The sequence below is a fragment of the Halalkalibacter alkalisediminis genome (assembly GCF_028610705.1).
In the GTDB taxonomy this organism is placed as follows: Bacteria; Bacillota; Bacilli; order Bacillales; family Bacillaceae_D; genus Halalkalibacter; species Halalkalibacter alkalisediminis.
On sequence record NZ_JAQQWT010000014.1, the window covers coordinates 59,186 to 72,965 of the forward strand.

Consider the following 13,780-nt stretch of genomic DNA (forward strand, 5'->3'; position numbering starts at 1 on the left):
ACACACTCTTCCTTTCACATTTTTTCTAGTAATTGAATCTTATCACAGCATTTAGACAAGTTATATAACTATTTCCAATATTTCCAAAAGAAAAAAGGGGCTTACCTCACTAGTCATCAATAAGACAACTAACAAGATAAACCCCCATCTACTAAATTATTCATCTTTAAAATAATCATAGTCAATAGCCTTAACCACAAAAGTATGGTTAATATCAACTCCAACATTATGATCAATCATTAACTTTGATAGTTCTAAACCATCAATCAAAATAATCTTCTTGGCTTCTAATCGTTCAGCATATTTTCTCGCACCATCAGTAAAGTAAGAGGTTGTAATAAATACCCCCTTCCTTGCTCCCTTTCCATCTAGAGCACCTGAAAAGCTTTGAACAACATCTCGACCAACAGAATTATTGGCAGCATAACGTTTAGCTTGAACATAGATATTATCAAGACCTAGTTTATCTTCTTTGATTACACCATCTAGCCCTTCGTCGTTTGATCTTTGAGTAACCTTACCGTCACCATACCCCATAACGGTTAGTAGCTCAACCACTATATCCTCAAACTTCATCCAATGAACATTTCTTAATTGCTTCAATAAATTATCAGCTAGTTCATTTTTTAATTCATCCAATTTCTCTTTAACAATTGTTAGAGGATCTATTACCTTTTCTAACTCTTCAATTTCCTCTTTAATCTCACCTTTGCTCTCGTTAAGTAATTCAAGACCTTCATTGGTAATTTGATATGTAAGCTTATTAACTTCATCAATGTAATTTTCTTTCTTTAAGCTATACCTTACACTTCGTACTCTAGAAAGAAATATAATATCTGAGTTATTTTCATACTTCATTAGTCTTTGTTCCTCACTTAATTTAAAGGAGTTGACTAATTTTTCTGTAATTTCACTAGCTGAATATGCACTTCCATCTCTAAGTAGCTCCAAATAAGGAATCATCATTTCCCCAGTAGAAGGGATAGTATCTTTTATATCTTCATTGTAATCTTTATGTCCCCGTGCTACTTTGTGTTTTTCAATTAATTGCTGCTCTTCTTTTTCATTTTTTGGAAGTCCCTCTTTATTTAAAATTTGTTTGATTTCTGGAATTGTTAAACCTGTTTCATTCAATTTCTTAAGGAATGTCATTATTCTTAATGACTCCATAGTGTACATAACTCTATTCCGACTGGATTCAGTGGGTATATATTCTTTGAAATTTTTCACCCATCTTCTACCATTTGCTTCAGACCATCCAACTAACTCCGACATTTTTGTTTTTGTTAATAATTTATCATTCAATACTGAACCCATCCCTTTATTACTTATTGTCAGTTTTTCTACTCACCATATATCACGAGTGAATCAATAGTGAACTCTATTTGTTTTATTTTAACATAAAATCCCAACCCCACTTTAAGAAGTTTTTTATTTTCATAAATAACAAAAAGAAATTAACTGGACGTGATAGACTTTGATTGGTATTCATCAAACTATATGCTTATAAGGGAAACCCAACAATAAAGGGCTTTTTACTATTACTCAGCAATAAATACTGAATAACCTTTACTTTTTAATTCATTAGCAAGCGCTTCTGCATTAGCTTTATTAGCAAACGCTCCAACTTGTACACGATACAATTTGTTTGTATTAGATTGTGTTTGCATAGGTGTTGGTGTTGGTTGTACCTTTTTCTTTAAATTAAAGATTGATACTAAACCATTCTCCATACCTTTCGCACACTTATTCAAGAAAGCAGGATCTTTTAACAATTGAGCATCATTAGCATTATCAATGAACATGAATTCAGGTAAAATAGCTGGCATATTTGATTCACGTACAACATGAAAATTTTGTGTCTTTTTCCCTCTGTCACGTACATTACCGACAGCTTTCATGATTTCACTATGCATAACATTTTGATTGTTACGAGTAGCAGCGCTCACATTACCATTCCAGATAAATGTTTCAATACCAGTACCTCCACCAGCATTAATATGCACACTGATGAAGTAATCTGCTCCCCATGCGTTAGCCATATCTGTACGTTGTTTTAATGTCAAAGTGCGGTCATCTTCACGACTTAGACGAACTTCTACATTCTCGTACTGCTCTAAATACTTCTTTAAAGCTTTAGCAATAGCTAATGTTAAATCTTTCTCTCGTAAGCCATTACCTACTGCACCGGGATCAGTTCCACCATGACCAGCATCAATAAAAATTTTAATCTTTTTCAAACTTATTCTCCTTCCCTTTCATCACGTCAATAAAATCCCTAATTTTCGGATGAATATATACACCAATTCGATCTAGATTCTCTGTGTTGCTTAATAGCTCCATACCTATGTAAACTGTTGCAATTGAGCCACCAATAGCATTAGTTCCAAATAAATTAACTTCAATAAGGTATACAAGTCCAATTAAGATTAATAATCCAACTTTTTTATTGAATCCTGCTATCCCAATAGCACTTCTCCAACGCTTTCCTTCTTTTCTGCTCGCCATTAATCCTGTAATTACATCTGCAATTTGAACAACTACTAATATTGCAAAAGGCATTCCAAAATTATCTACAAGCAATGAAAACAAACCACCAAAAAAGAGCAATGCTGACTTAAACCATAAATCTAATCTTTCCACGTCTTCACTCCTTTCGGCAAAATAAAAAGACCAACCCCGAAGGATTGGTCTAACTTTATTAATCGGTTCAGAATTGATCTGTTAAATGTTCTCCGTTTTCATACTTGGTTATTTTATACTCTAAATCTACATAGATAAAAGATAAAAGTGCTCTTAACGTTAATAATAGATCGTCGTTTGAACCCAAGGTAGAAATTAACTGTTTTCGAGTGACATGTTCAAACTTTAATAAATCTTCAATATCATCTTGACTTACTTCGTAATTTAAATCATGAGCCAACTTGTTTCTGATTTTATTTAAGTTATTTATAGATTCTCTCTCAAAGATAGTTAGAACATCCATAGCAGCTAAAAGTTTCACTTTCATGGAAAAGTTCATCTTATTTAGATCTAGTTCTTTCGGTCTCTTAAAAGAAAGCTCTAATAACCTCAATAACTTTGATTCGATATATAGATGTGCTCTCAAAATAATTGCAAGAACAGAACCGTCGTTCAAATCATCGATGAACTCTTCAAACTTCTTATCTCCTATAATAAAGCTATAATTTGACTCTTCCTGACTAGACATGTATAATCGCCACCTTTCAACAAATCATTCACCAAAAGGAAGCATTTATCCTGCTTATTTTACCTAATCTTATCTACTTTAATATTAACTAACCCACATAATACAGTTGATATATTTATTCCTCCTCATTAAATTAAAATTTTCCACAAAATAAAAAAAAGCCTTATTCGGCTTCTGTTTTGTCTTTCTGCTCATTCCGTTTCTTAGAGTAAGCTATTACTCCTCCTCACGTTTGAAATATGAGTAAAAGCTTCTCTTACTCATTCGGTATTTTTTTAGTAGTCATTGTTTTGAAAACTCGTTGATCTTTAGAAGCTTGAATCGGTATAACCCTCTTCGTATGAAATGACCAAATAGCATTCGGATCTACTAAGCAAATATATAGCCATGCAGAACTAACTACAGACTCCCACACATGAAATTCCCAAGGTAACTCACCCCATGTCTCAGTTACGTACACAAGACCTCCATTAGTACCTTCCATTTCCAAAAGTCTAATCATTTCATCTATTAGTTTATATGCTTCTTCTCTTCTGCCCACTTTCAGCAACAAAGCAATACTCCCTAATGTTCCCTCTGTCCAAACAATATCAGGTGCATTAGCATAATCAGCTGTAATGTCTGCATAAGGCTTATGCCCTTTTACAGCTTCCTCTAATTGATATGTCATATTGTAATGAGTTAATTGGTCATTCAATCTAATATTGTCAGATGTCAAATAAACTTCATTTGCAGTATTCATACAAGTATCAGCAGTGTTTACATCACTGAAAGATAAACAAGCCATTCCTGCCCATGTTGTACAGTCTAATGCCCATGCTTTATCAAGTGCAGTTGCATTAACCCCTTGATAAAACCTTTTCTCTTCATTGTCATACAATGTATTTTTCAGTGCATACTCAATCATTTCAGCACTTTTTCTGTAATTATTATCACCTGTTAGCCAATAAATGCCCCACAAATATTGCAAGGAAGAACAGTTATGCTCTGTAGAACACCACTCAATCTCAATTTCATTATAAGAATAGTCTGCACCATAAGCACCAAAGCCACCTCTCAGCAGTCCATATCTGAGATCATTGGGGTCAGTCACTTGTCTATTTAGCAAGTAATTAGCACCTTTTACAGCTATATCAATGTAGACTCTGTTTCCAGACTCAAGCATGTAGTAACACATACCCCACCCAAGCCAACCAATTGCACCAACTCGAATGTAATCATGAAATAATCTACCAATGTACTTGTCATAAGAGAAGTTCCATGAGCCATCCATGTTCTGCTCTGCTTTCATTCTGTCTAGCATCAAGTTACATCTTTCATAATCCTTTGATAAGGTAAACACAATCAATGCTAAACCAACATCATAAATAAATACCCTCTCTTGTAGTTTGTATCCATACTGCCCAAGTGCTGTTGAACCTGTTTTGTCATACTGTGGGTCATCTTCAGGCACTAAATAAGAGGAAGGAAGTTTTCCAATAAATGCACTTAAACCATAAGAAGTATCACCAATTGTCTCATCATTGCTGTTTCTGATTATTCTTGCTATCTTCAATCCTTCTGTGACAGGTGTAAAATTGAATGATAAATTATCTGCCCATATTTTCACATCACCTAGTTGGTACTCAACATCAGTAAGTGTAATAATTCTTGCTGCGTATTCAACAATGTACTTCCTGCCATAATCCAATATTTCTCCTGTTGTTTTATTGACTAGCCTATATTCCTTTGGTCCTGTTCTGACAATCTCTGCTGGTTCTATCACATCCCCATCTTCACTTAATACTGCTTGTTTTGTATGCCATGTACTATCTGCATTTAATTCACAAATAGCTTGTAGATAATAGCTATCAGCCAATGTATACAATTCAATATGATAATCATCGGGGTTGTCTATATTTTGCCATGTACCATTGACTGAGCCTGTATAAGAGTCCTCATAAAAAGAAGAGAACAGGTTGATGTACTCCTGTCCTTTTGTGGTGTAAGTGAAATTGTAGAAGTCAGATACCCTGCCTGTAACTAAGCCTGTATGAAAGTCATTATAGGATTGGTTAAATTCAACATTAACCAAATCCTTTGTGAAATCCTGCATATTTTTTATGAAATTTAAGCACTTTTGCTTTGCATCATCATATTTTGTCACTTTTCCATCATTCCTTTAGTTTATAGTGTCTAATGGAGTAGAGCAGAATGACTGAATATTGATAGCAAATCTTCTTTGTGTGCTATCTGCCCTGTTCACCTTAATACTACCACCTGTGTAGTATGCACCTTGATTAATAGGTTTCACTGTAAACGTAACAACTTCATCTACACTATCAATTTCTTCATCTAATAATTGCATCTGCACATGTATAACAGGTACTTCAATGTAGACCTGTGCAAAATTAAACTCCATCACAGTGCTTGTAGTACCTTCGTATATCAACATTCCAAATTCACCATAATGGTCTAAATCAAGTGAGTCTAATTTGTTATTCCAAATACCTGTATTGTTATTAATTGCATCTTCCAAGTCATTAATCTTGTCATAAATATCAGAAAAAATTTCTTTGAAGTTCCCTAATACAATCTCTGTTTTCTCGGTGTTGAGCAAATCTCTTCTTATTTCAATAATTCTTGCAGTCACCTTTATTGGCACTTTAAATTCATAATCAAGTACCACCACTGTGTCACCTAATCTTACCTTTTCATGTTCATACCCTGCAATTCTTTCTAACTCAATTACTGACATTTCATAAGTGATTTTTGGCTTATTCACCCTGTTCAGATAGGCATAGGATAAGTTTATTAGTATCTCAGGGTCTGTTACTTCACCTGCATCCAACATACCATACCTGTGTGTTTGTCCATTATTTTTGCCATACAAAGATCTTGCAGTATTGTCACCTACAAATGTTTGACCAAGTGGCTTATTTGTAGGGTGTCCATTGGAAGTAGACCAAACTACATCTTTAAAGGTCAGCCTTTGTTTGTTTGAATTATCATCTAATGAGGAAGTACCATAACCATAGATTGCTGTTTTCACTTCTGACATATCAACTGTTCTTCTAATGTTTAAAATGTCTTTTCCATATTCAAATCTCTTCCCTGTGTAAGTTCCCCTGCCTTTTATTAAGTGTACTTTCTTTTCAACCTGTCCTAGTGTAATACTTGTTTCAAACATCAGCTCTCCACCAAATGTATTAGCAAACTCATTTAACACATGAAGCCTATTGGTGTAGTACAAATTGAAACTTTTGTATCCAAAATCTTCCACAATGCCTACTTTCCAATCAGAGCCACTCATAATAGAATGAAGACACTCACTAGCTGTGGTGAGTGTCTTCTCAATAACTGTTATGTGTTCATCTGCTAACTCTGTACTAATGTGTTCACAGTGTACATTTTTATAATTAGCATCCACTTCTTCTACCATTGAAATAATAAACAGATGCTCAATACTATCTATATCTCTATAAAGAGCATAGTTGCCAATTTTAATGTAAACACTGTCTTCTTCTTTCTCAGGTACTGTGAAGAGTAACTCATTTAGTGGTTGCAGACTTTCATTTTGTGTAGCAGACAGCAAAGGCAGGTTTTTATTTGTGTTCTCGATGACAGTGAGCAACCTAAAATCAGAATTTAAAATCTGTAATTTTACTGTCATGATTACCCCCACCTTTCTGTGTAATTAATAATTACTTCTGCATTTAATCCTTCTGTTAATGTGATAGTATTTTCACCAAGATTTAAGTCAAAAAATTGACTGTCAATGTCCAAGTTTTCTAAGGCTCTCTGCCCATTAATTGTTACAAGATTTTTGTTGCAATCAATAGCAATTACATCATAAGGGTTGATAGTGGTTTGCACCCTTAAAAACTCACCTGTATCTAATGTAATTACAAATTCATTTGTTTGGTTAAGTGTTGTGATTGTAAATACAGGTCTAGGGTTGTATGTGCCACCAACTTCAAAGGTGTTTACTTGTGTGTAATCACCACTATCTAGGTTAAGGTTTCCATCAAACTTCATCAGCATTGATGTAGCAGTATCAACTTCCCATACTGTGTTATAAGCATTCTGCAATTCCTCTGTTGTTTTTGATACATTAGAAATCCTTACACAATCATGCAATGTATTGGCTTGTTGACTTTCATTACTAGCACCAACATACATGACATTACTTAAGTTACTAGGAATAGAAATATCATTGACATTAACAACCTCAATACCATTCATAACTACAATCATTGTACTTCCACTCCAAGAAACAGCTAATTCATTCCATCCTTGAGTGACAGAAATGTTATATGTCTTGCTACCTGCCATCACCTTGAATTGTCCTGCATTTACAGCTAGTGACAAGGCATTATTGTTATTACTTTCTCTTACATTCCATATAAACCTATCACCTGTATTTGCAGAGGAAAGCAACTTGTCATAAACATAAAATCTGTGTTCCCATGTTCCTGAGTCATGCTTAATGTTGAAGCCTGTAGGAAGTTCTAACTTTTCACCTGCTCTTGTTTCCTCTGTAAAAGAAGTAGGCATTGTTTTTCCTATTTCCATCTGTGGCTTTCTAAATTGATATTGATAAGAAGCAGTACCTGCCCAACCATGCCAATGACTAATTCTAACTTCATTACCACTACCTGCTGAGAAGAAGTTAGAAGGAAAAGAAATAACTAGCCTTTTAAAGCCATCTCCCAAGTCTTTTGTGTTAATTAAGGTCACACCATAGTTACCTGTAAAAGTGCCATTCACAGAAAGAATGCCAATTGGCTTTTCACCTTCTGCAAAGTCATCAACAGCACTACCTATGGCATACAACTCAAAATCTCCAACATCATGCTTAATGTCAAAAGAGTAAATGTGTCCTTGATTTTTTGACACAACAAAAGAAGGTGACTGCAATCTGCAATCACCATTCACTCCATCTCTTGTAAATTCAATTGTTGCTACCCCTCCACTTATATTAGAGCCTTGCTGACCTACATTAAATACTTTAAATGTGTAGTCAAATAATTGGTCAGCATTAGGAATAATATTAGTAGTACCTTCTTCAATTAATATCGCCTTTCCAAAATTACTTGGTGCATATCTTGGTGTGTTTACACTAACAAGCTGATAATCAGTTGTATATGCAATACTGTCTCTTTTAAAGTCAACAGAGTTGGAAAACACATTTAATGCTCTTTCCTGTGTGTCTCCCCATGCAATAGGGTCAGGTAATAAAAATGTAATAGTGGCTTGACCAATTGCTAATTGCTCATTTAAAGGAGTCTCGTTTGTAAGAATTCCGTTGTAGTAAACGTCTGGTTCATCATGAAATACAATTGGTTTTGGAGTATCAGTATTGATAATTCCTGAAAACTCTCGAACTTTCTTACGAAGGGTGGGAAGGTCACGTTCAGAAAACATGATTGAAACTTCTACCATATGAGGGAGCGTATCCACTCTTGTAAGATAAACACCATGCATCCCTGAAACATGTTGTGTTACAAGGTTCTTAGGTGGGGAAATGTCTCGTTTAATATCTCGGATGATTACGTATTCAGACAAGTCGGTACCATTAAAAGTTATCATCTGAACGCTCCTTTCGCTTTTGAACTTACTCTTCGTTTGTTGAATAGCTCAGTGTCTAAATCGCCAACTACGGCTCTTGCAATCTCTCTTCCTGCAACGATCAGTGGAATAGTAATAGATGTAGAACCACCATTGCTTCTACCACCCAAAGCTCCACCAATACCACCTGATTTTTCCTGAGAAGATAGAGGTGTTACTTTTACAGATGAGCCACTCTTTTGTACTAATTCTGCACCAGCTTCCCCTGCTATAAATGCCCCACTTCCTGTTACATTTCCTCCAGTAGCAAGCATTGGAATGTTTGGAATAATTGGTGCATCAACACCAGGCAATTTATTAAGTAATTTGGCAGGTGTGTTGAATCCACCAATAAACTTGTTCACTAGCTTAATAATTCCGTTGATAGCCGTTTTCATACCAGATTTTAAGCCTTCCCAAGCTCCTAAAGCTGTTTCTTTCATTCCTGAGAACGCAGAAGACACCTTAGATGAGATACTCTCTACCGGTTTACTTATTACTGAAACTAATGAATTCCACATTGTCTGGGCTGTTGTTTTGATTGACTGGAAAATATTAGAAACCGTTATGCGCATTGCTGAAAGCACATTTGACGTGGTTTCTTTCGCCTTATTCCACCTTTTTGAAATTACGTTAGTTATCTTTGTGACAATCGGCTCAATGAAGTACCAAATAGCACTCCAAATAGCCTTATAATAAGAAAGGATGAAGCTAAATACAGCCATCGTCACTTGTTTTATAAAATTCCACCCTTTAGAAAAAGCAGTACCTATGGCATCTATGATGGGTTTTGCTTTTTCGTGCAAACTCTGAATAACTCCACGTAAGTATTCAACTGAACTGAAAAACAACTGTTTGAGTTTATCCCATAAGTTTATAAAGAAAGTCTTTATTTCTTCCCAATAAACCACTACAGCAACTATAGCTGCAAATGCCGCAATAATTGCAAGTACCCACCAAAAAGCCGCTGCCATACTTATTCCTAAAATTGCACATGCTGCAGACAACTTACCAAACAATATAATCATTATTCCAACGACCATTAAAATTGGTCCGATTGCCGCTGCTATTGCTGCCAAAGCTATAATCAGAGTTTGCGTTCTAGGTGATAGGCTATTAAAGCGATCAGCCAAACTTTTAACAACTTCTACTACCTTTTCAAGAGCAGGTTGAAGTCTCTCATAAATAACAAGCCCCATCTCTTGTAAAGCGCTCTGCATCTCTTTTAATCGACCAGCTAAATTATCATTCATAGTATCAGCCATTTCTTGAGCTGAACCTTCACTATTATCAATTGCATCTGACAATTTGTTGTAATCATCTTCACTTGCATTAATAATAGCTAAAGCACCTGACATAGCTTCTTTACCAAAGATGGTAGAAGCATAAGAAGCTTGTTGACTTTCGTCTAATCCGTCAAAAGAACCTCTTAAATCGTGCATAACCTCGTCTAATGTCTTCATGGAACCATCACTATTAGTTAAAGAGATTCCTAGATCGTCCATAGCATCTTTCATTGCCTTTGTTGGACTAGCTAAGTTAGTCATCATTGTTCTTAATGCTGTTCCTGCTTGACTTCCTTTAATACCTGAATTCGCCATTAATGATAATGCTTTTGTTGTGTCATCTACTGAATAACCTAGAGCACCAGCAACAGGAGCTACATACTTAAAACTCTCGCCCAGCAATCCTACATTTGTATTTGCGTTACTAGAAGCGGCTGCTAAAATATCAGCAAACTTACCACTGTCTTGTGCAGACATCCCAAAAGCCGTTAATGAATCTGTCATGATATCTGATACTGTTGCTAAGTCTTCACCAGATGCGGCTGCAAGAGCCATAACACCTCCGATACCACCTAGCATTTCTTCAGTTTTCCAACCAGCCATTGCCATAAATCCAAATGCTTCTGCTGTTTCGGATGCACTAAACTGTGTTGAACTCCCCATCTCTCTAGCTTTTTTCTCTAGAATTTCCATTTCTGAGGCTGTTCCACCTGAAATCGCTGCAACTTTTGACATAGACTTTTCAAATTCCATACCTGTTTTGATGGATGCACCAGCAATAGCAACTAAAGGAAGAGTCACACCAGCGGTTAACTTACCACCTACATCTTTTAATTTGCTACCAACGGTGTTCACGTCTTTGGTTAACTTTTTCATCTGTTTGTCAAAGTTAGAGAGATTTGCACCAATCTTTACAATTAAAGCCATTTCTTTTCACCCCCTCTAACATGAGGGAGAAAAGAAAAGAAGCCCCCTCACGATATGTGATAAGGGCTTCTAGAGCCTCTAAAAATTAGTTAATTTAACTTGTTTTATTAAATAGATTTGTCTTTTTACAACGTGGACATTTGATCTCGGCTCTTCCATTTAATTTACCAAGCATCTTCCCACATTTAGTACATTTTATAATTTCTAATTCTTTATTTTCGTTCAATATATTGTCCCTCGATTCTCCTTGCCTTTGAGGAATAAAAAGAACTATCTAGTGAGTATTTCATCACCGAATAGTTCTTTTCTTTCATCCATAATTTCAAGTGTTGTTCTCTCATCATTTTCTGTGAAAAGAGGAATAATACGTGAGTTCTTTCCACGTTTAGAATTAATCAATGCATTATACATTACATTCCTCTGCATCTCGTAATTATTTTTCATTTGTTCATTATGTAATTCCATCATTGTATTAAACTCACGATAAGTTAAATTGCCGACATCTCGTGGGGATAATCCAAAAGAAAGAACACCCTCGGCAATGATCTCATCGTGAGTTAATTCTTTTTTGAATTATGTTGTTGCTTGAAATTTGAATTTTGTTGTTGAGCCAATCCTTTATTAATAGCCTCACTAATTTTATCTGAGAAATAATCCATTCCTTGATCTTGAATTACCTCTTCCATGATATCTCCTGCTTTATCCATAGGAACAGGATTTCCACCAAATTTTAGCCCTACAAATAAAAGAGTACGGAACGTTGTCATTCCTGCTGTATCCTCACTTAATTGTGTAATAGGAAATCCAAGAAGTTGCTCTGCTTCGCAATGAGCATTAATTGAAAAACGTAGTAAATATGTGTCATTGTTTGTTTGTATCGCTGTTTTATTCATTCAAATTATCCCCTTTTTTATTTATTCTCCTGTTGGTGCTGTTGCGACTTTAGCTAATTCTCCATCACCAGTAAATGCTGCCGTATAAGTAACTAAATCATCATAAGGTAAGTCAATCGGAAAATCAGTAATAACTGACATTCCTTCGTATGTTTTACCGTTTGGTAATTCAATAATAACTCCAACTTTCTCAGAATTATTGAAACGTTCTTCCAAGAGGTCATAAGCTTCATCAGACTGAATTAACAAACCATCAGTATCTACAGACCACTCTTTAAATCCTGCCTCATTTTCTTTCCAACCTCCTGCACTATCCTTTGATGTTGCATCAAGTGTTTCAGCAGATCTATTTAAAGTAGCGCTTCTTTGCCCACCTAAAACTTTTCGGTCTAATTCGTCTAAACTCTCAACAATATATACCTTACATTTAACCCCTTGTACTTTCTTTGCCATTTTCACTTCACTCCAAGTCTAATAAAATTTCAAAAATTACTGTGCCATGATACAAATCATTAGCTTCTTCTAACACTTCTCTACTTTTCACTTCTTGAGAAATAACAAGAGCATCCTCAATGAGTAAATCCTCAATTAAAGATGCTTCTACTAATTTCATAATTTCGACTGTTTCTTTCTTCCCTTGATATATACTCCAAATATCTAGGGTGATTTCAATTCGCTCTCCATCTGTCGTTTTTGTTTTTTCAGGAGTTGAATATGCACGTCCTAAAACGATATAAGGAAAATCTGTTTCTGAAGGGACATAATCATAAGTGTCTGTAATTTGTTCCATTAATTCAAGATTAGATTCCAATCGTTTAAATACAGACACTTGTGCGTCATATAGTTTTGTCACGATCAACTATTCTCCTTGCTTCATTATTATAATTAGATTCACTTGCGCTCTCAGCACTTGACATAAAAGGATTAGCTGGCATTTTCCCTCTGTTCGCACCACGTTTATTCCTTCGTGGCTTAGTACCATATTCAACTAAATGTCTATGTGCTCCCCTTGGTTTTCTTGGAACAACTGTAGAGGATAGCCCATTATCAAAATATTTAGGACGAATAGAAGCTTTTAAATCTCCATTTCTTCCTTTTGACTTTGGAACCTTAGAAACAGGTGCATTTGCTTTACCTGTTTTTGATACAGTTTGAGAGGTGGTCTTTACTAATCCAGTGAAGTCTCTTTTTAACTCCATATCAAAAATACCAATATTTCTAACAGTTTCAGCTTGACCTTCAACTACAACAGTAATATTTCTAGCCATACAATCACACTCGCTCTAAACAATACAATTCGAGAAATTTATTAGCTTCATCACGATTAAAGATATATTCAATATCAAACTTTCTCTCATTATAGAAAACTACTTGCGAACGTTTGATACCTTTTCTATATCGAATGGTTATCTTATGTGACACTTCTGCTTCCATTTGTTGCGCTTGCCAAAATTCACGACCTGTTAGTGTATTAATGCTTGCCCATGTATCGGCAATAGGTAAAGGCTGTGTCGTTTGACCTCCACCAATATCCTTAATCTTCTTTTCTTCTTTAATAGAGATACGTCTATTTAACTTGCCACTATTCATCGTCATCATAACAATATTCTAATTGTCGTAAGATAGACTCTATTGATTTAGGCATTTGATAAATGTATTTATCAGCAACTATATTTCTATTCTCGTAAAAATGATTAACTAACAAAGCCACAGCCAACTTTTCAAGTTCTTTTTCATAAATAATCGTATACCCTGTTGCATTAAAAATATATTCTTCAGCAGATGAAATTAGGGAAGACAACAAAAAGTTATCTTCCTCAAAATCTACCCTAGAATATTGTTTCACCAGTGCAAGTACCTCTTCCTCAGTCAAG

The 13,780-nt window shown here is 35.1% G+C and carries 15 protein-coding genes; all 15 read right to left on the reverse strand.

From position 1 onward, the window contains the following. Positions 1 to 156 precede the first annotated feature (156 nt). Entirely contained in the window at positions 157 to 1,305 is a 1,149-nt protein-coding gene (locus PQ474_RS16955) for a restriction endonuclease (protein ID WP_273845699.1), read from the reverse strand. 236 nt (positions 1,306 to 1,541) lie between these two features. Then, the gene (locus PQ474_RS16960) at positions 1,542 to 2,240 is read right to left on the reverse strand and encodes an N-acetylmuramoyl-L-alanine amidase (RefSeq protein WP_273845701.1); all 699 of its coding nucleotides are present in this window, start codon (positions 2,238 to 2,240) and stop codon (positions 1,542 to 1,544) included. Continuing rightward, positions 2,227 to 2,643, reverse strand: coding sequence for a phage holin family protein (locus PQ474_RS16965; protein WP_273845703.1), 417 nt, complete (start codon positions 2,641 to 2,643; stop codon positions 2,227 to 2,229). The genes PQ474_RS16960 and PQ474_RS16965 overlap by 14 nt, the downstream gene beginning before the upstream one ends. Before the next feature lie 67 nt (positions 2,644 to 2,710). After that, positions 2,711 to 3,211 carry a hypothetical protein gene (locus tag PQ474_RS16970; protein WP_273845705.1) on the reverse strand — a complete coding sequence of 167 codons (501 nt, stop codon included), beginning with the start codon at positions 3,209 to 3,211 and terminating at the stop codon, positions 2,711 to 2,713. Between the two features lie 256 nt (positions 3,212 to 3,467). After that, positions 3,468 to 5,357, reverse strand: coding sequence for a hypothetical protein (locus PQ474_RS16975; RefSeq protein ID WP_273845707.1), 1,890 nt, complete (start codon positions 5,355 to 5,357; stop codon positions 3,468 to 3,470). A 15-nt stretch (positions 5,358 to 5,372) separates the two neighbouring features. After that, on the reverse strand, positions 5,373 to 6,863 hold the full coding sequence (locus PQ474_RS16980) for a phage tail protein (protein WP_273845709.1): 1,491 nt from the start codon (positions 6,861 to 6,863) through the stop codon (positions 5,373 to 5,375). 2 nt (positions 6,864 to 6,865) lie between these two features. Then, positions 6,866 to 8,782 carry a distal tail protein Dit gene (locus PQ474_RS16985; RefSeq protein WP_273845711.1) on the reverse strand — a complete coding sequence of 639 codons (1,917 nt, stop codon included), beginning with the start codon at positions 8,780 to 8,782 and terminating at the stop codon, positions 6,866 to 6,868. After that, entirely contained in the window at positions 8,779 to 11,013 is a 2,235-nt protein-coding gene (locus PQ474_RS16990; protein ID WP_273845715.1) for a phage tail tape measure protein, read from the reverse strand. The genes PQ474_RS16985 and PQ474_RS16990 overlap by 4 nt, the downstream gene beginning before the upstream one ends. Positions 11,014 to 11,283: 270 nt before the next feature. After that, positions 11,284 to 11,481 (reverse strand): hypothetical protein, encoded by a 198-nt coding sequence (locus tag PQ474_RS16995; protein ID WP_273845716.1) that lies wholly within the window; start codon positions 11,479 to 11,481, stop codon positions 11,284 to 11,286. Positions 11,482 to 11,570: 89 nt separating this feature from the next. Beyond that, positions 11,571 to 11,906, reverse strand: coding sequence for a hypothetical protein (locus tag PQ474_RS17000; RefSeq protein ID WP_273845718.1), 336 nt, complete (start codon positions 11,904 to 11,906; stop codon positions 11,571 to 11,573). Positions 11,907 to 11,927: 21 nt separating this feature from the next. Continuing rightward, complete coding sequence (locus PQ474_RS17005; RefSeq protein WP_273845720.1) at positions 11,928 to 12,359, reverse strand: phage tail tube protein; 432 nt, start codon at positions 12,357 to 12,359, stop codon at positions 11,928 to 11,930. 7 nt (positions 12,360 to 12,366) lie between these two features. After that, complete coding sequence (locus tag PQ474_RS17010; protein ID WP_273845721.1) at positions 12,367 to 12,759, reverse strand: DUF3168 domain-containing protein; 393 nt, start codon at positions 12,757 to 12,759, stop codon at positions 12,367 to 12,369. Next, complete coding sequence (locus PQ474_RS17015) at positions 12,743 to 13,174, reverse strand: hypothetical protein (protein ID WP_273845723.1); 432 nt, start codon at positions 13,172 to 13,174, stop codon at positions 12,743 to 12,745. The genes PQ474_RS17010 and PQ474_RS17015 overlap by 17 nt, the downstream gene beginning before the upstream one ends. Positions 13,175 to 13,178: 4 nt before the next feature. Next, positions 13,179 to 13,502: a phage head closure protein gene (locus PQ474_RS17020; RefSeq protein ID WP_273845725.1), complete on the reverse strand. Its 324-nt coding sequence runs from the start codon at positions 13,500 to 13,502 to the stop codon at positions 13,179 to 13,181. Continuing rightward, positions 13,489 to 13,779 carry a head-tail connector protein gene (locus tag PQ474_RS17025; RefSeq protein WP_273845727.1) on the reverse strand — a complete coding sequence of 97 codons (291 nt, stop codon included), beginning with the start codon at positions 13,777 to 13,779 and terminating at the stop codon, positions 13,489 to 13,491. The genes PQ474_RS17020 and PQ474_RS17025 overlap by 14 nt, the downstream gene beginning before the upstream one ends. Position 13,780 lies beyond the last annotated feature (1 nt).